This is a genomic window from Aquibacillus halophilus, from assembly GCF_009649745.1.
Taxonomy (GTDB): domain Bacteria; phylum Bacillota; class Bacilli; order Bacillales; family Amphibacillaceae; genus Aquibacillus; species Aquibacillus halophilus.
The window spans coordinates 253237-276862 of sequence record NZ_WJNG01000007.1 but is presented as its reverse complement, the minus strand read 5'-3'; the positions used below and the strand labels follow the sequence as shown (position 1 = coordinate 276862).

26 protein-coding genes are annotated in these 23626 nt (G+C 34.8%); 10 read left to right on the top strand and 16 right to left on the bottom strand.

Translation table 11 applies throughout. From position 1 onward, the window contains the following. Positions 1-67: 67 nt before the first annotated feature. From lepA to gpr, 4 genes are all read right to left on the bottom strand, one after another. Positions 68-1885 (bottom strand): translation elongation factor 4, encoded by a 1818-nt coding sequence (gene lepA / locus GH741_RS10270; protein WP_338079346.1) that lies wholly within the window; start codon positions 1883-1885, stop codon positions 68-70. Between the two features lie 209 nt (positions 1886-2094). Next, positions 2095-2433, bottom strand: coding sequence for a DUF3679 domain-containing protein (locus GH741_RS10265; RefSeq protein ID WP_170287608.1), 339 nt, complete (start codon positions 2431-2433; stop codon positions 2095-2097). Between the two features lie 13 nt (positions 2434-2446). After that, complete coding sequence (gene spoIIP / locus GH741_RS10260; protein WP_153736702.1) at positions 2447-3628, bottom strand: stage II sporulation protein P; 1182 nt, start codon at positions 3626-3628, stop codon at positions 2447-2449. A gap of 683 nt (positions 3629-4311) precedes the next feature. Next, positions 4312-5409 (bottom strand): GPR endopeptidase, encoded by a 1098-nt coding sequence (gene gpr, locus GH741_RS10255; protein ID WP_153736701.1) that lies wholly within the window; start codon positions 5407-5409, stop codon positions 4312-4314. A 267-nt stretch (positions 5410-5676) separates the two neighbouring features. On the opposite strand from gpr, the gene rpsT reads away from it, so the two are divergent. Next, positions 5677-5943, top strand: a complete 267-nt coding sequence (gene rpsT / locus GH741_RS10250) for a 30S ribosomal protein S20 (protein ID WP_153736700.1) — start codon at positions 5677-5679, stop codon at positions 5941-5943. Between the two features lie 149 nt (positions 5944-6092). Here rpsT and holA read toward each other — a convergent pair whose 3' ends face one another. Continuing rightward, complete coding sequence (gene holA / locus GH741_RS10245; RefSeq protein ID WP_153736699.1) at positions 6093-7154, bottom strand: DNA polymerase III subunit delta; 1062 nt, start codon at positions 7152-7154, stop codon at positions 6093-6095. 349 nt (positions 7155-7503) lie between these two features. On the opposite strand from holA, the gene GH741_RS10240 reads away from it, so the two are divergent. After that, positions 7504-7638: a YqzM family protein gene (locus GH741_RS10240; protein WP_153736698.1), complete on the top strand. Its 135-nt coding sequence runs from the start codon at positions 7504-7506 to the stop codon at positions 7636-7638. Positions 7639-7722: 84 nt separating this feature from the next. On the opposite strand, the gene GH741_RS10235 is transcribed toward GH741_RS10240, so the two are convergent. The 3 genes from GH741_RS10235 to GH741_RS10225 form a co-directional block, all read right to left on the bottom strand. Continuing rightward, on the bottom strand, positions 7723-10014 hold the full coding sequence (locus GH741_RS10235; RefSeq protein WP_170287607.1) for a DNA internalization-related competence protein ComEC/Rec2: 2292 nt from the start codon (positions 10012-10014) through the stop codon (positions 7723-7725). A 34-nt stretch (positions 10015-10048) separates the two neighbouring features. Further along, on the bottom strand, positions 10049-10609 hold the full coding sequence (locus tag GH741_RS10230; protein WP_153736696.1) for a ComE operon protein 2: 561 nt from the start codon (positions 10607-10609) through the stop codon (positions 10049-10051). Between the two features lie 79 nt (positions 10610-10688). Further along, positions 10689-11303 (bottom strand): helix-hairpin-helix domain-containing protein, encoded by a 615-nt coding sequence (locus GH741_RS10225; RefSeq protein ID WP_153736695.1) that lies wholly within the window; start codon positions 11301-11303, stop codon positions 10689-10691. Between the two features lie 83 nt (positions 11304-11386). Between GH741_RS10225 and comER the strand changes: the two genes are divergently transcribed. After that, positions 11387-12211, top strand: a complete 825-nt coding sequence (gene comER, locus GH741_RS10220) for a late competence protein ComER (RefSeq protein ID WP_153736694.1) — start codon at positions 11387-11389, stop codon at positions 12209-12211. Between the two features lie 163 nt (positions 12212-12374). Here comER and GH741_RS10215 read toward each other — a convergent pair whose 3' ends face one another. From GH741_RS10215 to GH741_RS10180, 8 genes are read right to left on the bottom strand one after another with little or no spacing between them, the layout of a single operon-like run. After that, positions 12375-13121, bottom strand: a complete 747-nt coding sequence (locus tag GH741_RS10215; protein WP_153736693.1) for a class I SAM-dependent DNA methyltransferase — start codon at positions 13119-13121, stop codon at positions 12375-12377. Positions 13122-13124: 3 nt separating this feature from the next. Next, on the bottom strand, positions 13125-13484 hold the full coding sequence (gene rsfS, locus GH741_RS10210; RefSeq protein WP_153736692.1) for a ribosome silencing factor: 360 nt from the start codon (positions 13482-13484) through the stop codon (positions 13125-13127). A 17-nt stretch (positions 13485-13501) separates the two neighbouring features. After that, positions 13502-14071 (bottom strand): bis(5'-nucleosyl)-tetraphosphatase (symmetrical) YqeK, encoded by a 570-nt coding sequence (gene yqeK / locus GH741_RS10205; RefSeq protein ID WP_153736691.1) that lies wholly within the window; start codon positions 14069-14071, stop codon positions 13502-13504. Beyond that, positions 14058-14627 carry a nicotinate-nucleotide adenylyltransferase gene (locus GH741_RS10200; RefSeq protein ID WP_153736690.1) on the bottom strand — a complete coding sequence of 190 codons (570 nt, stop codon included), beginning with the start codon at positions 14625-14627 and terminating at the stop codon, positions 14058-14060. Before GH741_RS10200 ends, yqeK begins: the two co-directional genes overlap by 14 nt. Before the next feature lie 46 nt (positions 14628-14673). Then, entirely contained in the window at positions 14674-14964 is a 291-nt protein-coding gene (yhbY, locus tag GH741_RS10195) for a ribosome assembly RNA-binding protein YhbY (RefSeq protein WP_153736842.1), read from the bottom strand. Position 14965: 1 nt separating this feature from the next. Further along, on the bottom strand, positions 14966-15808 hold the full coding sequence (gene aroE / locus GH741_RS10190) for a shikimate dehydrogenase (protein ID WP_153736689.1): 843 nt from the start codon (positions 15806-15808) through the stop codon (positions 14966-14968). Positions 15809-15821: 13 nt separating this feature from the next. Beyond that, entirely contained in the window at positions 15822-16925 is a 1104-nt protein-coding gene (gene yqeH, locus GH741_RS10185; protein ID WP_153736688.1) for a ribosome biogenesis GTPase YqeH, read from the bottom strand. A gap of 2 nt (positions 16926-16927) precedes the next feature. Then, complete coding sequence (locus tag GH741_RS10180) at positions 16928-17443, bottom strand: YqeG family HAD IIIA-type phosphatase (RefSeq protein WP_153736687.1); 516 nt, start codon at positions 17441-17443, stop codon at positions 16928-16930. A gap of 381 nt (positions 17444-17824) precedes the next feature. Here GH741_RS10180 and sda point away from each other — a divergent pair, with 381 nt between their 5' ends. The 7 genes from sda (at position 17825) to mnhG (ending at position 23579) form a co-directional block, all read left to right on the top strand. After that, positions 17825-17959, top strand: a complete 135-nt coding sequence (gene sda / locus GH741_RS10175; protein WP_153736686.1) for a sporulation histidine kinase inhibitor Sda — start codon at positions 17825-17827, stop codon at positions 17957-17959. A gap of 326 nt (positions 17960-18285) precedes the next feature. After that, a complete protein-coding gene (locus GH741_RS10170; RefSeq protein ID WP_153736685.1) occupies positions 18286-20619 on the top strand; it encodes a Na+/H+ antiporter subunit A in 2334 nt (777 codons plus the stop codon). Next, a complete protein-coding gene (locus tag GH741_RS10165) occupies positions 20620-20958 on the top strand; it encodes a Na(+)/H(+) antiporter subunit C (RefSeq protein ID WP_153736684.1) in 339 nt (112 codons plus the stop codon). It abuts the gene before it with no gap. Beyond that, entirely contained in the window at positions 20951-22432 is a 1482-nt protein-coding gene (locus GH741_RS10160) for a Na+/H+ antiporter subunit D (protein WP_153736683.1), read from the top strand. Before GH741_RS10165 ends, GH741_RS10160 begins: the two co-directional genes overlap by 8 nt. 4 nt (positions 22433-22436) lie before the next feature. Continuing rightward, positions 22437-22913, top strand: coding sequence for a Na+/H+ antiporter subunit E (locus tag GH741_RS10155; protein WP_153736682.1), 477 nt, complete (start codon positions 22437-22439; stop codon positions 22911-22913). Beyond that, entirely contained in the window at positions 22910-23221 is a 312-nt protein-coding gene (locus GH741_RS10150; protein WP_153736681.1) for a Na(+)/H(+) antiporter subunit F1, read from the top strand. Before GH741_RS10155 ends, GH741_RS10150 begins: the two co-directional genes overlap by 4 nt. Further along, complete coding sequence (gene mnhG, locus GH741_RS10145; RefSeq protein WP_420809394.1) at positions 23202-23579, top strand: monovalent cation/H(+) antiporter subunit G; 378 nt, start codon at positions 23202-23204, stop codon at positions 23577-23579. The genes GH741_RS10150 and mnhG overlap by 20 nt, the downstream gene beginning before the upstream one ends. The last annotated feature ends 47 nt before the right edge of the window (positions 23580-23626 follow it).

Here is a 23626-nt window from a genome sequence, read left to right as displayed (position 1 = left end):
TATTTGTTGCTTTAATAACTACTAGTGAAACCCTTGTCAGTTATAATTGACAAGGGTTTCTTTTTTATTACTTATCATCGTCCATTCGAAGGACTGCCATAAAGGCTTCTTGTGGAACTTCCACGGAACCTACCATTTTCATCCGCTTCTTTCCTTCTTTTTGTTTTTCAAGTAATTTTCTTTTTCTAGAAATATCTCCACCATAACATTTAGATAACACATTTTTTCGCATAGCTTTTATGGTAGAGCGAGCAATAATCTTATTCCCAGTTGCAGCCTGAATCGGTACTTCAAATTGCTGTCTAGGTATTAACTTCTTGAGCTTCTCTACAATTTGCTTTCCTCTTTCGAAAGAGAAGTCCTTGTGGACAATAAAGGATAGTGCATCAATCGTTTCCCCGTTCAACCAAATATCCATCTTAACGAGACTAGATGGTTTATAGCCAATCAGTTCGTAATCAAAAGAAGCATATCCTTTAGTTTGCGATTTTAACTGATCAAAGAAATCATAAACTATTTCAGACAAAGGAATTTCATAGACAACATTTACCCTATTATCATCCAAATATTGCATGTCGATGAAATCTCCACGTTTCCTTTGACATAACTCCATTACAGATCCAACATAGTCATTTGGAACCATAAGAGTTGCTTTCACATATGGTTCACGAATTTCTTTGATTTTTTGTGGATCAGGCATGTAGGATGGATTATCAATTGTTATTTCCGTATCATTTGTATGAATAACCTGATAAATAACACTTGGTGCCGTTGTTATTAAATCAATATTGAATTCTCTCTCAACTCTTTCTTGAATAATTTCCATATGAAGAAGTCCTAAGAAACCACACCTGAAACCAAATCCAAGTGCTTGAGATGTCTCTGCCTCATATTGTAAAGAGGAATCGTTTAATTCAAGTCTTTCAAGTGCTTCTCTTAAATCATTGTAATTGTTTGCATCAACTGGATAAAGTCCACAAAATACCATTGGGTTTAGACGTCGATATCCTGGAAGTGCTTCTTGTGCAGGGTTGTTGGATAAGGTTACTGTATCTCCAACCTGAGTATCCCCTACGTTTTTAATCGATGCAGTTAAGTACCCAACATCACCAACAGATAATTCATTTTGAGGAACTGGTTTCGGAGTAAATACTCCAATTTCATTTACCTCAAATTCTTTTCCTGTTGCCATCATCTTAATCTTATCGCCAATTTTTACTGACCCTTCTTTAATACATACATAAGCAACAACGCCTCGATATGAATCGTATAAAGAATCAAATATTAATGCTTTTAGTGGTTCATCTGGATTACCTGCAGGTGCAGGTATTTTTTCTACAATTCTTTCTAAAATTTCATCAATTCCGATTCCAGATTTAGCACTAGCCAAAATCGCTTCGTCACCGTCAATCCCGATAACGTCTGTTATTTCCTGTCTAACTCTTTCTGGATCTGCACTAGGTAAGTCTATTTTATTTATAACCGGTATAATCTCAAGGTCATTATCTAACGCTAAGTACACATTCGCTAATGTTTGAGCTTCAATCCCTTGTGCAGCATCTACTACTAAAATAGCACCTTCACACGCGGCAAGACTTCTGGAAACTTCATATGTAAAATCAACGTGTCCAGGGGTATCAATAAGGTGGAACAGATATTCATCTCCGCCCTCTTGTTGATATTTCAACTGCACTGCATTTAATTTTATAGTAATTCCGCGTTCACGCTCTAAGTCCATTGCATCCAAAAACTGTTCTTTCATTTCCCTTGATGTCAATGCTTTCGTCTTTTCTAAAATACGGTCTGCAAGGGTAGATTTACCATGGTCAATGTGTGCTATTATTGAAAAATTACGTACTCTACTCTGATTTCTTCCTTTACTCACTGGTGATCACTCCTATTTTGAGCAACAATACTAGGATTGATTATAGCAGTCAATGTCAGTAGATTCAACACAGAAAAAATTTACTGTCATAAATAGACACAGTAAATTTACCAATAAAATAAAGTACACATGAAAAAGCTAGCTGACTATAAGTTATAAATAGTCTAGCTAGCTCACTGATTGTTAATATTATTCATACCGCCTGAATGCTAAAATAATACTTGAACAAGCTGGTATGCTGAATGAATCATTTGGTTATAAAACCATTTGACTCCACTTTCTAAATTACCAGCTACTTTTTGTGTTAAGTGTGAAGATTGAACCGCTTCATATTGTTCTTGTTTCTTCTCTAAATCTATTTGTTGGAAATTCTCACCCATTACGTTTATTTCTAGTACACCTTCATCATCTGCAGTTGCATTCACTGCTTCACTTGTTGTAGAATACCCTCTTGTTTGTACAACGCCTTCACTCGCCTTATCTATACCAATTAATACCCCACCGAGAAATAGAACCATCATTAACAGCATTGTAACAATCATCTTCATCACATTACCACCTCTATGGATTCCCTTGAACTTTTTCTGCATCCCAGTAATAGTCACCAAACACCTCTGCAAACGCGTCTGCAGTTCGATACAATTCTTCCATCGTGTTATCTATACCTCCGAATTCAATAACAATCGAATTCGGCGACAAATCCTGATTATACACACCATTATTTCCAGAACCTCCCTGAGTTATAACCGTCCTACTTAATTTAGGGTACTTCTCATTGATTTTGTTGTGTAATTCAGTAGCAAGCTTCAAGTTTTTATCGTTATTATAATCAGAACCCACTACGAATGCGAGTCTAGCATAATCCTGACCATCTATATTAAGGGTTGTTACATCTCTCCGTTGGCTATCACGATGCAAATCAAAAACATAGTTAAAATCTTTATTGTTCGCTAGTGCTGTTTCAACAATTGGTCGAGAAGCATTATATGATTGCCAATACTCCCATCCGTTTTCGTTCAAAACATTACCAAAATCTGTGTGATCAACACTTGCACCGATACCGTTCACTTCTAAGCTTTTCTTTAATCGATCACTAACCTTGGTAATGTTAACTTCTGAGTGCCATACCTGATTTATAGTTGTATCCTCTGGTAAATGAGGTAAAAAGGATTCCCGATTGTGAGTATTGTAAATGAATACTACATTCTTATCACCCGTGGTTGGTTGGCCCTCTATTTGTTGGTCTCCTGGTGGATTAGTTTCTTCTTCAGGTAGACCTGTTGCTTCTCTTTCTTTTAGTACTGATTCTAAGGGTGCTGATGATTCAATTGGGAGATTTGTATAGTCTGTACCTTCACCAGCAACAATAATTTTACTATCATAAGTTTCAAAGCCCGGTAACTCCCGACCTAGCAAACTTCTAGGATCATTTGGTTTTATACTAGTGGCCATTTGAAAAGCAAGATCAGATAATACAATTGATTCATTTTCTTCCGGATACGCCATTTGGAAGGATTTATTTTCCATTTGAATTAAATATAAAAATGAAGCCCCATCAATTTGTCTTGTCCATTCATTAATTGTTGAAGAAGATAGTCGATATGCTGGTTGAATGGTCGTTAATAGACCAATACATATAAATAATATACAAACACTTGCGAAGAGTACTGTAATTTTCTTTGACCATGGTTTTATTTTATTTATCATTTCACTAATTGAAGAAAAGTTTGATTTAAAATTCATCGTTCCACCCTTTCTGAACCTTTCTATCATGTCTAATAGAATCTATGATAGTGATTCAGAAAGTAGAACGATTAGTTGCTAGATATAATTTTTATTTTAGGCTGTTTTCTAAAAGATTGTTGATCTCTGACACAATATCTATAAACTACGAAGTAGTATCTTTTATCTCTGACAATAATTAAAGTTGAATGCTTACATGTCGTTCCGGCAGAATACTTCGCTTTCCATGGGCACGGTCTCAGCCTCCTCAGAATCAAAAAGCGATTCTTCCGGGGTCTTCGGACACGCGCTGTTCCCATAGGAGTCTACGTATTCTGCCTGCACTTGTAGGGGCGTTCTGATTATCATGGTAAAGTCCGCGATTGTATGTTGAAAGAATTTTCCACTCTTGAAATCACAGCTATTTAAAATTTGTTGAACTAAACTACACTAGATTTTGGTTTTTATCCATCTTCCTTTCATTACTGTTACATATAAGATGGTGATTGGAGCGTAGGGCAGTCGACTCCAGCGGGAAAAGCGACGGCTGAAAATCCCGCAGGAAGTGGTTTTCTTCCGAGGAAGTTGAAGCGTTGCCCGCGGAAAGCGACTGCCCGGAGCGCAAATCAACAAGTAGTTAAGACGCATTTTAGATCAACTGCGAATATTAAGAACAACAAAAACTAAGAAAGAGCTTTAATTTATTACCTTGTGTAGGACCCGAAATTTTCCACGCTAACAGTCTCATGTAATGCTGCGTTAAGTCCTGAAGCAATAAGGTGAGCCATGTCGACCATATATCCATCTACTTCCTTAGGGGTTACCATCAAATTATGCCCCAATGGTGTTAAAACTTCTTTTATCAAACCTCTTTTTTCTTCTTCATCCATTTCCCCTACCATTCCAAGGACCATCTTTCTTTTTTCTGGATCTGGTAAGTCTTCCTCCGTTAGCTTTCTATTACCAAAAGTCATGCCACCAGGTGTAAGCGCTTTTGATGGTTTATCTTTTTCATTCCATTCTCTACCAAAATGTTTTAATACATAATCAATTGTGTCACTTGTAATTGTAACTGCATCCACTACTGTTGGTACACCTAAGGCAATAACTGGAATACCTAATGTCTCTTTACTTATTTCTTTTCTCTTGTTTCCAACCCCTGAGCCAGGATGGATTCCTGAATCTGATAGCTGAATTGTCGCATTAACACGTTCAACAGAACGAGAGGCTAAAGCATCTACTGCAATCACAAAATCCGGTTTTGCTTTTTCAATAATCCCAAAAATAATATCACTTGTTTCAATGCCAGTAATTCCCATTACACCTGGTGTAATTGCTTGAACCGGGCGATATCCATTAGCTACATGCTCTGGCTGATGAACAAATAAATGACTAGTTACTAACACCTTTTCGACAGTCATTGGTCCAAGTGCATCTGGGGTAACATTTGAATTGCCTAAACCTACAACTAAACAAGTTGCATCCGCGGGTATTTTGGTATTTTTTAATAGCTCCAAAAGTTCTTTAGCTAATACTTTTGCCGTTTGTTCTTGTAGCTTTGTATCTTGTTTTTTAACTGCCTCTGAATGAATTGTTACATAAGAACCTGCCTTTTTATCAAGTGATTTTGCACCAGTTTCATCTATTTGAACATATGTTACATTGACGTCTCCGTCTTGTCTTTCTTTAATTGTTACACCTGAAATTTTTCTTTCATCTGTTTGTTCTTTTTCCACATACATATCTTTTGCTTCAACAGCTAAGTCAGTGCGCACTTGAAACTGTTTTTTTTCTTCTTCCATGTAAAAGCCTCCCTTTTTTCTAATAGGGTTGCCTTCTTAACTTAAATCATACAATTATACTAGTTACTTCAGATAACTATTGAAAACTTCCTCGCTCTTTGGTACAATGACTTTTGTTCGACTATCTAAAATTTATAATTTAAATCAATGATAGTATAGTGAAATTTAAGGACTCTACCTAATCAGCTTATAATCAACTAAGTTAACCTTCAGTTTGTTAGATAGCTTAACTAGGATTGTTCGATCTTAACTATGGAGGTGAAAAAAATGGCTAATATGAAATCTGCAATTAAACGTGTAAGAATCAACAGTGATCACCGTGCACAAAACCTATCAGTTAAAACTGACATGCGTAACCAAATCAGACGTGTTGAAAGTTTGATTAATAGCAATGATGTAGAGAAAGCAACATCTGCTTTTGAATCAGCAACCCACAAAATTGATAAGGCTGTTCAAAAAGGCATTATCCATAAAAACAAAGGTAATCGCCAAAAGTCTCGTCTGGCTAAAAAAATTAAAAATCTTAGCGCATAATCATCTGAATTATGACCAACGACAAACGATCCTAGTAGGGTCGTTTTTTATTTTTAAAAAACAGATTAGGTGAACTAAGATTTTCTTTCTGCGGTTAATTTAGCAGACACGTACTAGGTATCTCAGTAAAAAACAAGGGGTAGACGCAATTAAAATGCGCCTATCCCTTGTTTTTCGTTTTTACCTTTTCTAATAGCAATCATTTGGTTCAGTAATAATTCAAATGCTAAATTTTTATCCATTCTACCTTGTTTGATTTGTGCGTCCGTATCCGTACAGAGAACAAGCATTGTTTGAAGTTGAGTTGCACTAAAGTTTTTTTCTCGTGTTAACGACATTTTTATTACGTACGGGTGCGCTTTAAGTTGTTGAACCATTTGGTTTTGACTATATCCTTTTTGTTTTAAAAGTTTCGCGTGCAAAATTGTTCTAAATTGCGAAGCTAACAAAGCAACAAGTACTATTGGCTCTTCCTTTGCCTTCTCTAAATCCTTATAAATCAGAATAGCTTTACCTAAATCTGCCGCTATTACAGCATCTACCAGCTTCAAACCAGAGGAGTTTGGGTTGGATGAAATTAATTCATCGGCAACAGCCTTTGTTATCTTTCCACCGTCCCCAACATACAATGCCATTTTCTCAACCTCACTTTGAATCATCAAAAGGTTACTACCCATCTCTTGGATTAAAGCATCGTTTGCTTGCTCATCAATAGAAACATTAGAACTTTTCGCCATATCTTTGATCCATTGTCCTAGTTCCCACTCTTTAATTGGCTGACATGGTATTAATTCAGATTGTTTTTTTAACAACTTCGTTACTTTTTTTCTCTCATCTAATTTTTCATAAGGAGCGATAAAAACAATGATTGAGTAATCAACTGGTTGATTGAGATATGATTGAAGCAAATCCAAGTCATGTTCAAATGATACCTTATCGGGTTTAGCTTTTAAAAACAATGGGTTATGAGCAAAAATTACCTTTCTCTCCCCAAAAAACGGGTACGTTTCAGCATCTGCAATTACATCTTGAATCGGGGTTTCTTCAAGATCGTAGCTAGATATATTTGTATCCTTATCTTGTTCCATTAATCCATATGTAATTAACTGCTTCTTTAGGTCTTGAATCAAAAACGACTCTGTTCCATAAAGTAAATACACAGGTGAAAATTGTTTTTTCTTTATCTTTTTTAAAGAATCAATATATGTCATTAGGCTCACTCCATTTTAGTATAAATCAATCGTAAAACTAAAATGAGTTTCTCGCAACTTTCTTTTTAAAAAAAGTTGATTTGAAAAAGAATTTAATTTATTGTAATTAAAGAGGGAAGTAGCCGTCACTACTTCCCCTGCAATCTATATCAACGCCTAGTAAACAGCCCCAGGTAACTGCTTGCTATGCGATATTTGCTTCACTTATAGATTGACCAATTCGATAAAATATATGGGTGTTAACTCTTGCTAACAAAGGTAACTACATATTTACTGTATAATTCTCAAATGGAAAAGTGGATTTTTTAATGCTAATAACTTATACTAAAACTGTATTAGGAGGGGTATTATGAACGAGTTCGAAAAAGATGTTCAATCAAAAAATCATGATGTCATTGATTCTGGCAAAGGATTTGTATTTTCTTTCTTATTCTTCATGGCTATTTTTTTCATCGGTGTTGTTGTAGAAGTAATTGGTTCATAAGTATGAATACTTACGTATGAAAGAGACTGTATATAGACAGTCTCTTTTATTTTTAAATAAATTCTCCTCTAACTCCATTACTTACTAGTTATCGTATGGTAAATGGGAAAAAAATGTTCCTATCTTCCCTTTAAATTTATACCGTATTGCTCCTTGGATGTCTGTCCTCATGATACCAATATTGAATTTATCCAACCGTTCAATAATTTCTAGACTAGGATGCCCATAGCGGTTATTGTCTCCCACCGAGATCAAGGCAAATTTTGGATTAGTGTGAGTAAGAAATTTTTCTGATGTAGAAGTGTTACTACCGTGATGAGCAATTTTCAAGACATCAACTTCTATTTTGGGATAGGCAAGAATGATTTCATTTTCAATACCTTCATCAATATCACCTGTAAAAAGCCAGCGCAGACCACCTAATTCAGTATAAAATACTAGTGAGTTTTCATTAGTTGTACCTTTATCCATATCTGGATATAAAATTCGGATGGATTGGTCACCATAAATAATTTCATCACCTGCATCCACCGCTAAGACAGGGATCTTGTTCTGATTCAGTATTTCTAATGTTTCCTCCGAAAAGCTGAAGTATTTGCTTACCACTATTTGTTTAACATTTAGTTCATTTACTATGAATGGAACACTTCCAACATGATCATGGTCATTGTGAGAAAGAATTAGTGAATCAACTTTCGCTATACCCCTTGAATATAAATATGGCTTGATGACCTGCTTATACACTTTGTTCGATGGTGTTACAAAATCGGCTGACATTGTTCCAGCAGCATCAATAATGAATATACCCTTCCTATATGGCAACTCAATTACAAAGCTATCTCCTTGTCCAACATCTAACATTGTTACGGATCCATGTGGGTCTAAATAAGGCTTCACAGCTAAAAATATAAGTACGAAAGTTAAAAGACAACCATATTTTAAAACTAAGTTAGATTTATTTTTTTCCAAGTTTTTCATAAATAAATAAAAAAACAGACAATAAATAAACCAATAAAACCCCTCAACTTTCCCCAAAATTAAAGGAAAATACAAAAACTCATCTATTTCCATTAACAGTTTTAGGATTGGTTGATGAATCATTTTGAATAAATCATCGATTACTCTAGATAGAGGTGGTGCAAGATAGGTAAACAGAAACGTAAAAAACATGGATGGAATTACAAAGAAGGAAAAGTACGGGACATATAGAAGATTAACAAATATGGATAAAGGATTTATGAAGTAAAACTGATTAATTTGTAATGGAAGTATAGATAACTGACATATTACACTTATTGAGAAGATAATATACCATTTGGAGTATGGACGAGATATTATTTTTTTTGAAAGCAACAATGCAAAGGTGACCATGAATGAAAACTGAAATCCAAGCTGATGTAACAAATTTGGGTCATATAGAACTAAAGCAAGAAAAATAATACTAATAACATCAGTAACACTCAATCTTAATCTAAGTTTCACTAACAATAAAAATGAAACTGTCATCAACGACGATCTCCAAACAGAAGGTGCTCCACCAGCTATAACAGCATAAATGGGAAGCAAGAGAATTAAAAGATTTTGAGCTTTTTCCTTAGTTAATAATTGAAGTTTGACTAATAAAAAATAGAAAATCCCCACAATTAAACCCACATGGAGTCCGGATATTGCTAATAGATGGGACAAGCTCCACCTTTGAAAAGCCTCTACAGTTTCTTCACTTATTCCTTCGTCATCACCAAGTACTAAAGCATTCAACCAACTAGAAGTATATCCGCTGAGTTTTTTATCAGTGCTAGTCAAAAATCCGCTTCTCAATTTGTGAAGAATGGTTATTTTTGAAGATCCATAGCATGATACATTTTTTTTATCGTTAATAGTAACCTGAAAGCTAACACCTTTTTGTTTTAAATAGTTTTGAAAGTTAAATTGACCGGGGTTTTTACTAGGTTGAGGTATTTCTTGTTTACCAATAATTGTACATTTTGCACCAAAGTTTATGTTAATAGAGGAGTAGTCCTGATCACTGTTTGTATCCTTGAAAATCGTGACTAACGTTTTTTGATCGCTTTTATCTTCTTTAAATTGGAATTCAATTTTATTATCTGTCTCTGTGACCGAAGAAACAATAGTACCAGACAAGTTTGATGAATGAGGGGTAGGAAGTGGAGAATTTATTGGGCTCTCTTTTTGTTCAAGGATTAGTGCGGATAAGAAAATTAATAAACTAGATATTATAATAATGCATTGAATTCTCGTTATCCTTTGATGTCGGTACAGTAAGATAATCATTGCACAATAAAGGAGGTTTATTGAAATGGTTGTGAAACTTGCAACTAAATAGGAAACGGCAAGGAGGTGCCAATTACCTTTCACTACCTTACTACCCCCTTGCCTATGGATGCATTCTTCATTTGAATAAACGTTCTGCTTCTGTTTTAATTTCATTTACTTCTTTATTATTTAAGGGAGAATTCCCTAACTTCCCTATAAGGTGACTTACATAGTCCTTCTTTTCCTGCATATTTAAATCTACTGAAACTTGCTCAAGGATGACTTTTTGAACATTAATTCCTGCATCTCTAAACAAATCAATAGCATATGGATGATTTTTGTAATCATTAGCATAATATACCGTTTGAATTCCACTTTGAATAATGGATTTGCAGCACTGTAAACATGGAAAATGAGTCACATACATTTCCGCTCCATCAGTAGCAACTCCAAACTTTGCACATTGAAGTAATGCATTAATTTCAGCATGAATAGTCCGGACACAATGACCTTCTATGACATAACAGCCTTCATCAATACAGTGGATACTACCTGATACACTACCATTATATCCACCTGCTATTATCCTTTTATCTCGTACTATTGTAGCACCAACCATAAGACGCTCACATGTACTTCTTAGTGCTAGGAGATGGCTTTGAGCCATATAATACTGGTCCCATGAAATCCGATCCATACTATTTTTACCACCTTTGTTGGAATTATAGTTTTTATTTTATATAAGTTTAACCTTCGACTTATTTCGAGTCAATATGCTAGGGTACTAAAATTTCTTCTCTTATCCTATCTAGTGTTTTCTCACCAATACCAGAGACTTGAAGTAAGTCGTCTTCAGATTGGAAGTCACCATATTCTGTTCGGTATTGAATAATCGCTTCAGCTTTAACACTTCCAATTCCTGTCAATGTTAATAATTCATCTTTTGTTGCCCGATTGATTCGAATCCTCCCATCTGAAAACTGTTCAGCACTATCTTGGCTACTTCCGCCCTCTTCCCCTTTTTTCGTTACTAAAATCACCATCTCATCAAATACTTTTTGAGCAAGATTTACGTGTTCCATATTTGCATTCTCTGTAAATCCACCCGCCAAAATGATGACATCATTCACCCTATTATTAGGGGCAACCTCGTAAACACCGGGAAATTCCACTTCACCTTTAACATCGATAAATAGTAATTCACTTTCTTCTTTTTCTATAGACTTTTTTGGTACTGGTACATCTTCGCCACTAACCAAGTTTGTTCCTTGTTGATACTCATCATTAGTGACTTTAGATAGTGAATCCTGATTAAAAAAGTCATAAAGTATGAAAATGCTAATCAAAGCAAAAATTAACAAAAGCCACCAGTTTTTTTTGGCAAATTGCATATAAGTGACACTTCCCTTCATAAATTCTTACATACAAACATAGAATGGTGATGTAAATGTGTAAAAAAGGAGGGGATTACTAAATGAAATGGGGAGTAATCGGAACGGGAAATATGGGTGAAATTCTCATCGATTCGTGGATGTCTTCAAATGTAATTGATCAAAATCACTTGTACATTACCAATCGAACAATTAATAAGGCGTTCTCTATCAAAGAAAGGTATCCTAGAATTCATGTTATTGAAGATGTTAAACAACTTGTAGAAGAAGTAGATATTATTTACATTTGCGTAAAGCCCCTACAAATTCACCCTCTTCTAGTTGATTTATATAGTTCTCTCAGAAAGGACCATTGTATAGTATCCATAACGAGTCCATATTCAGTTGAAATATTGGAATCACTTGTGCCTTGCCAGATTGCTCGAATGATTCCTAGCATAACAAACCGTGCTCTGTCAGGGATAACCTTAGCTTCCTTCGGTGATCAAATTACCAAGGAAATGAAAGCTTATTTACTACAGAGTAGTCGTATCTACTCCACACCAAAAATTATCAACAATAATATCACCAGAATGGCTTCGGATATCGTTTCTTGTGGACCTGCATTTTTTGGATATCTTGCAGAACAATATATTGAAGCCGCTACGTATGAAACTGACATTAATAGGGAGCTTGCATCAGAGTTAACAGAACAAATGTTTATAGGATTCGGAAAGTTACTTGAGGATGGACATTTTACATTACCTGAGTTGATTGAAAAGGTTTGTGTTAAAGGTGGTGTTACTGGAGAAGGAATTAAAGCAATGGAAAAGGATATCGGTAATCTATTTCATCATTTAATACAAGCGACGCATGCAAAATACCAAGAGGATATCGATAAAATCAGTAAACAAATGTTAGAAGGTTAGCTTTAGGATTCGACAATCTATTTGTAAATCCTTCTATTAGTCGAAAAAAAATAGTTTAACGGAATTCTAATCTATCCTTAAAAAACCGGATAACTTAAATGGATTCAATTCACTTTACTTAACGTACAATACAAAATAAATGTGAGGCAGTGTTAAAACTGCCTCACATTTTTTCGCACACAAAAAATAATCTCTCACTATCTCTGGTAGATTTGTTCTTTACAGAAGAGAAATCTGCATATAATCCATGGATGAAAAATCCTTGTCGTTTCAACAAATCTTTATAAAAATCTTCATAATAAGTTCGTTGATGATGCCTTTCATCAAAGCGCTGATAGTGATCGCCATCTAAGACAAAGAAGGTTAAGTCGTGAAAAACCTCTCCTTCATTCTCACCTTCTTCACACATCCAAACATATGAAATGTCATCATATATTTCGGCAAATGTCTTGCCTTTAAGATCATGCTCTACATGATTAATTGAATGGACATCAAAAATAAATAAACCATTTGTCTTTAACATCTGATTGACGTTTTTAAATACTACTTCTACTTCCTCAATATCCACGATATAATTAATTACATCACAGAAGCTCACCACAGCATCTAATTCATTAAAACCATCTAGTTTACGTAAATCTTGATGCACCCACTGAATAGAAAGCTTTTCCCTGTCGGCAGCTTGCTCCGCATAGGTTAACATATCCGTTGAGTTGTCCACTCCAATAACGTTGAAGCCACTGTCAGCCAATCGCCTTGTAATTTGCCCTGTTCCACAGCCCAAATCGGCAATATCAATGATTTCTCTTCCATATTTTGCGAACATTATTTTAGTAAATTCTAACCACTGGTCGTATGGTGCATCTTCCATTAAAATATCGTATACTTGAGCCATTTTGGCATAAGACATAAATTAACCCTCTTGTTGATGCATGCTTAATTCGACTATTGGAGCATCTCCCCATAGCCTTTCTAAGTTATAATAGTTTCTTTCCTCTTTATGAAAAACATGGCATACTACATCTCCAAGGTCAACTAAAATCCACCTGGCCTGGTCAAACCCTTCTAATCGTTTCACATCAATTTCTTGTTCCTCTGCCTTCTCTTTAACTGCCCGAGCAATAGCCTGCACTTGACGTTCGTTACTACCCTCACAAATTAAAAAATAATCGGCTATCAGCGAAACATTTTTCATATCTAAAAGCACTATATCCTCCGCTCGTTTATCATCACAAGCATTAGCTGCTAATTCAGCAAGTATTTTACTATCCATTGAATCTTTCCCTCCAATTAATCTTTGTTTATTTGTAGTAATAAATCATTATACGCATGAAATGTATCAGGATAAATCGGCTGATTTTTACTCATTAAAAAACTAATCGTATTTCTAGATGCCAACCAACATCCTAAATTCAAATCATTATCTGCCACTGTTCTTACTTCTTCAACACCAGGAAACTGTCTTCCTGGTTCAATATAATCAGCCAAAAATACTATTTTATCTAACAAAGACATACCAGCTTTGCCCGTTGTATGCCAACGGATTGCGCTAAGTACTGCTTCATTATCAATACCTAGTTCTTTTTTCACAAGAATTGCCCCAACAGGTCCATGCCACAATTCGTGATGGTACGACAGCAGGTGTTGTGGTAAGGACTCTTTTACAATCCATTGTCTTAGTTCATCCTTGTTCCGGTTTTTAGCATAATCATGGAAGATGGCTGCAAGATCCGCTTGAATCGTATCATGCCCGTACATCTTTGCTAATTTCGTAGCAGTCTCTGCTACTCGTTTAGTATGTTCAAAACGTGCTTTTGTAAGATGTGGCTCTACAAGAGTTAAAGCTTCACTTCGATCCATATAGATGCCTCTCCCTTATTACTTTATACACTTGTTCTGGTACCAAGTATCTAATTGATTTCCCTTCACGTAATCGGTTTCTTATCATAGTTGAGGATACTTCAAACTCTGGAATATCAACTTCTATGATGGGATAACTCGTATTTAATTTATAATTACTACGTTTTACTCCAACAAATTGTATAATTTCAATAAGTTCATTTATTTTATACCAATTTGGTAAATATTCAACCATATCTGCACCTATTATAAAATAAAAAATAGTGTCTGGAGACGTTTCCTGAAGTATTTTAATTGTATCAACAGTATAAGATTTACCTAATCTTTCAACCTCTATTTTGTTCAAAAAGAAATGGTCGTTATCTGCAATAGCTTCACTTAACATACTTACTCTGTCTTCGGCACTAGTATTAGACTTTTCCTTGTGAGGTGGTTCATATGAAGGAATAAACCATACCTCATCAAGTTTTAAAGCCTGAAATACTTCCTCAGCGATCATCAAATGTCCGTAGTGAGGAGGATCGAACGTCCCTCCTAATAAGCCAACCTTTTTCATAACAATCTCCCTTTATCAGCAGGATCCTGAATCAACTGTCTAAAAACTATGGCAGTATTATTTGCTTGTTATTCACGGATTCTTTATATAAGACAATTATGTTACCGATTATTTGAACAATTTCCGCTTGAGTACCCACTGCCAATTGTTCAGCAATCTCATCTTTATCTTCCATACAATTTTGAAGAATAGAAATCTTTATTAGTTCTCTTTTTTCTAAAGCTTCATTGATTTGAGTCACCATATTATCATTTATTCCCGTCTTCCCAACTTGGAAAATTGGGTTCAAGTGATGAGCCTTGGATCTTAATAACCTTTTTTGTTTACCTGATAACATATTATTCATTTCCTCGCAATCTTTGTTCAAGTTTTGAAAGAGTCCTATCTAATGGAACGGTTTTACCTGTCCAGATTTGGAATGCTAATTGAGCTTGGTACAATAACATTGCATGCCCTAAATGAGTTCTCCCGTTTTGCCTTTGAGCATTTTTTAAAAATGAGGTTAAAATTGGTTGGTATATAATATCACTGACAACGGTATTTTCTTTCAAGTTTTCTAATGATATCACTTGATCAGCTACATTTGGCTTCATACCAACCGATGTTGTTTGTACTATAAAATCATAATTAAACAGTTGTTGTTCAGCTTCTTGGAAAGATAAAATACTCGTCTCAACCCTATCTTCTTTCACATCAAGAAGGCTTCTAGCTCTTTCACCTGTCCGGTTTGCAATATCAATTCTTTCAAATGGTTCGTGAGTCAATGCTCGATAAATTCCTCGTGCTGCACCACCTGCACCGAGCAATAATACCTTTTTACTAGCTCCAAACAAATCCGGGAATGACATCTTAACTGAACGGATATAACCTTGACCATCAGTATTGTAACCTTTCCACTTTCCATTTTCGTTCACAACCGTATTTACCGCACCTATTTTTTCAGCATCTGAATCCAAGAAATCCAAATAAGGAATAATCGCCTGCTTATATGGGACTGTAACATTGAATCCATTCAATTTCATTTCTTTTATATGATTAATCATGGTTCCTAAATTAGCTTCTGGTACTTCATACAATAAATATTCCCCTTCAATCCCAAGCCTTTGCATAAACTCATTATGGATCCATGGGGAAAGGGAATGGTTTATAGGATAACCAATTAATCCTAATTTTAATGGCATGTTCTTCCCCCTTTTAAATCAGAGATGGCCTTATAGAGATTGACACTCCCTCTGGACTGTGTGCAGTTACTGTTGTATTTCCCTCTGGAATAGTAACCCAACCCAACCCAGGAAACACAATATCTGTTTTATTCTCTTTTAACCGGAAAGATTGACTCTTTAAAGCTGGCAATTTTTCCATTGTTTCACTATTTGGAGGTGATAGTAATTCACCTAAATGGTCTTTATAAAGGTTTTCTGCGTTTTCAAGCTTCGTACGGTGAATAGATAGTTGATTTGAAAAATAGCAAACAAAAGATTGTCTTGATCCTCTTTCGAAATCTAATCGAGCAAGCCCGCCAAAGTACAAGGTTTGTTTTTCATTTAGCTGATAAACTCTAGGCTTTATCTCCTTATTAGGAGTAATAATTTTCAAATCTTGATCAGACATATAATGAACCATTTGATGACGATTAATTACTCCTGGTGTATCATATAAAGAGCTTGTATCGTCTAACGGAATATCTATGAAACCTAAAGTTGTACCGGGAAAATAGGATGTTGTGATGGCATCATTAATACCTGTAGATTTATCTATTAAGCGGTTGATGAATGTTGATTTACCTACATTTGTACTACCCACCACGTATACATCTTTTCCATTGCGGTAGTCCTCTATAGCTGATTCTAGTTCATCCATACCTTGTCCCTTTACAGCTGAAATCAAATATACTTCTTGAACAGTCAATCCCAAATCTTTTGCAGACTTTTTCATCCATTGTTTTAATTTACTTTTATTTGTTGACTTAGGTAATAAGTCAACTTTATTTCCTACTAGTATTATTGGGTTTTTCCCTGTAAGTCGCTGTAAACTGTTTATAAAACTGCCATTAAAATCAAAGATATCAACTATATTTACAATAAGTGCATCTGTATTTCTAATTTGGCCTATCATTGTTAAAAAATCATCATCAGTAAAAGATACGTCCTGAACTTCATTGTAATGTTTTAATCGGAAACATCTTTTACAAACAATATTTTCGTTTGTCGTAGCGGAGTTAGGGACATATCCAGGCTTTTCTTGATCTTCTGATTGTATCTGGACGCCACAGCCTTGACATACAATTTCATCTTTCATATTTATTCCTCCCAAGTAATCATACCTTTTTTCCTCATCCAGCTTAATATTCTACGCTCAATTTGACGGTTTATTTTCGTAATTTTACCATCTGTTTTCACGATGGGGACGACCAAAATAGTATAGAAACCAGCACTATTTCCTCCAAGAACGTCAGTCATTAGTTGATCGCCAATGACAACCACTTCCTCTTTTTGTAGATGCATATCCTTAGCAGCCTTTTTAAAAGCCTTACCTAGGGGTTTCCTAGCACTATAAACAAAGGGCGTATTTAGCGGCTCAGAAAAAAGTTTCACACGTTCTTCATTATTATTAGAAATTATCGTTAATTTAATATTATTTTCTTCCATTAATTTAAACCATTGAATAATCTCAGGTGTTGCATCTTTTATATCCCATGCGACTAACGTGTTATCTAAATCTGTAATAATGCCTTTAATTCCTTTATCCTTTAATTTTTCTGGATGTATCTCAAAAATATTTTTCACATGTTCGTTTGGTAAAAATCTTTTCAACAATGAATCCTCACCTCAATTTACTAAATACTTCTAATTATTACTACTTATACATAATATACAATTTAGCTCTCTCTTTCAAAAATTAATGGCAAACTTACCATTTATATGCAGATATTGTTTGTTTTTTTCAAAAAACCCTTCGACAATTTGTTACAGTTTATTTTTTGTGGATAACTTTATTCACAAATAACTTACTGATTTAACAACTTATTTTTATATTAAATCTATGTTATTAACAAGTTATATACAGGCAGTTGTAGATAACTTTCACCTTGTACCGGTAACCCTTTCGTGATAAAGTATTATTAACTTCTAGGACATACTTCAATCCCTATAAAAACGCGTAGGACGTTGACTTCCTATACAGGAGGGGCTAATAAAATGGAACATTTATCAGATGATTTATTGATTGAATCTTATTACAAAGCAACTGAATTAGAGTTAAGTCGTGAGTTTATCCTTCTTATCGAGAAAGAGCTTCAAAGAAGATCTTTGTTACACGAAATTAGTTGCTAACAGAAAGTGCTTAAAAACTAAGAAATCATAATGAAAAACAAAAATTGTCGAACTCTTGTCACTTTTTTAGTGACAAGAGTTTTTTATTTTAGGTATGATAGATAATGGATGTCTTTTGGTATTTGTATATTCATTGAATAATGACTGACTTTCTGCTTACAATGTATTAAGAAGTATAACCTTGCTTAACCCTAACAGAAGAGTCCCAATAATAGAACAAAAATTTATTTCAAACAAAACCAAATGACGCCCAACAAATCTTAACAAGCAACTTAACGTTCTTATAAATTGCTTACTAGTTCATTATCTTAAAGGAGGACCTCTAGATGTTATACGCCGTACTAATCCCACTACTAATTGCTTGTTTTATTCCATATCTGAGTAAATTTAAAGATAAAATTCATACGGGCATATTTGTATTGTTTGTTCCATTAAGTATATTTATTTATTTTTTGCAATTTATTGACACGAATTTTGTTCCTGTTGCTCAAGGCTATTCGTGGATTCCCTCTTTAAATATTTCATTAGATTTTTATTTAGATGGGCTAAGTTTATTATTTGTTTTACTTATTAGTGGAATAGGGACACTAGTTACACTTTATTCAATTTTTTATTTACATAAGTCAGAGCGATTAGGTCATTTTTATGTGTACCTACTGATGTTTATGACTGCAATGCTTGGTGTTGTCTTGTCAGACAATGTTTTCGTTTTGTACACTTTTTGGGAATTAACTTCTATATCATCATTTTTACTAATTGGATACTGGCATTACCGAGAAAGGTCAAGATACGGGGCACTAAAGTCAATGCTTATTACCGTCTTTGGTGGATTAAGCATGCTTGGTGGCTTCATTCTGTTGACAATAATAACTGGTTCAACAAGTATTCAAGAAATGATATCCCAAACTGATGTTATATTAAATAGTCCTTATTTGCCCTTAGTAATGACATTTATATTTTTAGGAGCATTTACTAAATCTGCACAATTCCCATTTCATATCTGGCTTCCAGATGCAATGGAAGCACCTACACCAGTAAGTGCCTATCTCCACTCTGCAACAATGGTTAAAGCTGGTATTTATCTTATCGCAAGATTTTCACCCGTTTTCTCTGCGTATGAATGGTTTTTTATTATTGTAAGTGGAATTGGGATTATAACTTTATGTTGGGGTTCCTATATGGCCGTCAGACAAACAGATTTAAAAGGAATATTAGCCTTCTCCACCATTAGTCAGCTAGGAATGATTATGACTATGCTTGGTTTTGGAACAAAGGCTGCTGCCTTTGCAGCAGTATTTCATATTTTGAACCACGCAACGTTCAAAGGTAGTTTGTTTATGGTTGCAGGTATTATCGATCATGAAACTGGTTCACGAGATATACGTAAATTAGGTGGACTAATGACACTAATGCCTATTTCAGCGACATTAGCACTATTTGGAACATTTTCTATGGCAGGTGTTCCTTTACCATTTCTAAATGGGTTTTATAGTAAGGAAATGTTCTTTGATGTATCACTAGATTTAAGTAGTACATCACTGTTCATAGCTGAAATCATGAAAACTTCAATCCCATACCTTGCAGTTTTAGGTAGCATTTTTACATTTGTTTATTCGATGTATTTATTTTTCGGAACGTTTACTGGGGAAAAGCATCTTGATGAGCTCCCTAGCAAACCTCATGAAGCACCGATTGGGATGTTAATCTCACCTGCATTATTAATTGTTGGTGTGATTATAATTGGACTTATTCCAAACCTTGTTAATGAACCATTATTAGCTCACGCTGCAAAGGCAATAAGTGGCGAAGAAGTTCATAAACACATAGCCTTTTGGCATGGGTTTGAAGCACCATTATATATGTCTTTAATTGTAGTTATATTTGGTTCCATACTTTATATTTTTAGAAAAAAGTGGACAGATATCTACCTTCTGATACCGGGTACACTTAGTCTAAACAAAGTGTATGATAGGATTTTAGATGGTTCTGAAAAGTATTCACGAAAGATTACCAATAGTTATATGGATGGTTCTTTAAGAAAATATATTGCACTAATTATGATAGCTACTGTGTTAGTTACCTTTACAACAATGTTAACAACAGATGGCTTTACTATTAAAACTGATGATTTGGCAAAGGTTACAGTTTCTGAAATACTAATTGCATCTGTTATGGTAGCGGCTGCACTTGGGACTATCTTTGCACGCAATAATGTCGCTGCAATTCTCATCTTAGGAGTAGTTGGTTTTGGTTTATCTGTTTTATTTGTACTTTATCGTGCACCAGATCTTGCCCTGACTCAACTAGTGGTTGAGACAATCACAGTAGCATTGTTCCTATTATGTTTTTATCACTTACCAAATTTAAGACCTAGAACCGAATCCTTTAAAACAAAGTCAGTTAATGCTATCATCGCCATATCATTTGGAGCACTAATGACTATGGTTGCAATTTCTGCTCATAGTAGTAAATGGTTTGGAGCAATTTCTGAGTACTTTATCGAAAACTCATATGAACTTGGCGGTGGAGCTAACATGGTTAATGTGATTCTTGTTGATTTTCGTGGAATAGATACTTTGTTCGAAATAGTAGTTCTAGGTATTGCAGCATTTGGTATATATGCAATGATTAAGTTACGAAGCGATAAGGGGGTAGAATAGATGGAAATTATTATGTCTATCCTAGCAGGGATTTTATTTACAACGGGAGTTTACAACTTGTTACAAAAACAGCTACTTAGGATTGTTATTGGCACAGCATTAATTTCACACGGTGCTCACCTTTTCATCCTAACAATGGGGAAACTAAAAAGAGGTGCTCCTCCAATTTTAGAATACGGGGTAAGCGAGTACACTGACCCTCTACCTCAAGCGTTAATACTAACTTCAATCGTTATAAGTTTTGGTGTAACAAGCTTTCTCTTAGTCCTAGCATATAGGGCATCTAAGGAGAATAATACAGATAATATGGATCAAATGAGAGGTACCGAAAATGAGTAATTTAGCAGTTTTGCCTATTGTAATACCACTTATCTCTGGAATTTTACTAGCACTACTACACAAAAAGATACAGTTGGTTAGAGTATTAGCACAGTTATTTACTGGAATTAATTTAGTTGTAGCTATTTACATTATGTACGTTGTGCAAAAGAATGGCTCAATCATCCTTGAAAGTGGTGGTTGGGATGCACCGTATAGTATTGTATTAGTTGCTGATCTACTATCCATTCTTTTAGTTGTTACGACTAATATTGTTGCTTTAGCTTGTGTTTTTTACGCACCAAAATCATTGAGCAAACAACAAGAAGAATTTTACTTTTACACATTTTTCTTTATGCTTATTTCTGGTGTATCAGGAGCATTTTTAACAGGGGATTTATTTAACTTATTTGTTTTCTTCGAGGTACTATTAATGGCTTCCTACGCTTTAATTGTGCTCGGCGGTGGAAAAGTTCAATTACGCGAATCAATTAAATATGTGTTAATTAATCTATTTTCATCCATGCTATTTGTTACAACCATTGCGTTTTTATACTCTGTGGTTGGAACAGTTAATATGGCACAAATTGCTCAAAGGGTGCAAGAAGTCGATCAAAAAGGAATCTTAACAACAATCGCTATTTTGCTGTTTTTTGTCTTTGGAACAAAAGCTGCACTGTTTCCACTCTATTATTGGCTACCAAAACCATACATTGTACCGAATCCTGTTATATCGGCGCTATTTGGTGCATTACTAACTAAAGTAGGTATTTACGCTATTCTTAGAGTGTTTACACTAATTTTTGTCCATGATACAGATTTCACACATAACTTCTTCATTTGGATTGCTGGATTCACCCTCATTTTCGGAGCAATTGGGGCATTGTCCACCAATAACATTAAGTTGGTTATATCCTACAATATTATTCCAGCTGTAGGTTTTATGATTATGGGTATCGGACTTTATAATGAAGCAGCACTCAGCGGAACAATTTACTATCTAGTACATGACATGATTATTAAAGCCGCACTATTTCTACTTGTTGGGTCTGTGGCATATCTAGCAGGAACCTCAGATTTAAGAAAAATTAAAGGGTTAATCCACCATTATCCATTACTAGGTTGGCTTTTCTTTTTATCAGCCTTCGTTTTAGCAGGGATTCCTCCTTTTAGTGGTTTTATTGGAAAATTACTGTTGCTACAAGGTGGCTTACAAAATGACGAGGTAGTTATTGTTATCATTGCACTGCTATCTAGTTTATTGATCTTGTTATCCATGATAAGAATATTTGTAAGAGGGTTTTGGGGAGAGAAGGATGAAAGCATACGAGTAGATAAGAAAGCAGCTCGAGCATTTACAATGCCTATCGTGTTCTTATTATTTTTCTCTGTACTGCTTGGTGTAGGAGCAGAACTTTTCTATCCTATGATTGAAAATATCGCTGCCTACTTATTGAACCCTGAACTATATATCGAATCTGTTCTGAAGGAGTAAAAATATGGCACTTCAAATTGTACTAAATATTATTATTGCTGTGATGTGGACGTTTTTGAGTGAAAGCTATACCATTTCAGCGTTCATTTCAGGATACTTGGTGGGTATCCTACTATTATTAGTACTACAACGTTTTATACCAGATGCTTTTTACATGAGGCGTGTACTAAAAGCTTTCAGTTTAATTGTATTATTTTTTAAAGAGCTGATCCTATCTAATATCGCTGTCGTTAAGCTTGCTTACTCACCTAAACTAACGATTGAACCTGGGATCTTCGCATTTCCAACAGAATTAAAAAGCAATTGGGAAATTACTATGTTAGCTAATTTAATTACATTAACACCTGGAACATTGTCAGTTGCTGTTTCTGAAGATAATTCGAAAATTTTTGTTCATGCGATGCATTTAACAGATGCTGAAGAGTCAATTCAATCTATCAAGGATACATTTGAAAAAGCTATTATGGAGGTAACACGATGAATAATATATCTGAAATAACTCATCAACTACTGATAATAACTACAGACATATGTATCGCAGTAATTTCCATTTCCATTATCATGCTTTTGTATAGAGTTATTAAAGGACCAACAAACCCAGACCGAGCGGTTGCTTTGGATGCAATAGGCATCAATCTGATGGCATTAGTGGGGTTAGTAGCAGTACTTTTAGTTACTACTCAACTCAATGATGTAATCCTTTTAACTGGAATTCTATTATTTATCGGAACGATAGCAATTGCTAAATTCTTAGAAAAGGGTGTTATCATTGACAGAGAACTTGATTAATGCAATGTTTGATGTTTTAGTTATCCTTTGTTTATTAATTGGCACTTTTTTTATCTTTTCTAGTTCAGTTGGCATTTTACGTTTCCCTGATATTTACACAAGGCTTCATGCTGCAACAAAAGCAGCAACTCTTGGGGTGGCAGGGATAATGATTGGTGCATTCATTTTTTTATATGTCGAACATGGGATAGTTAGTGGAAAGTTGATTTTGGGTATAGTATTTGTTTTACTTACTGCTCCGGTGTCAGGACATGTGATTTCTCGTGCTGCCCATCGAAGTGGTATAAAACCTTGGTCAAATAATCAAGTAAAAGATGCCTATCAGGAAGCTATAAATGCAAGTGAAAAACAACAATAACCGAGAGACTCCACTACCACTAAACACTTACCTTTAAAGGTAAGTGT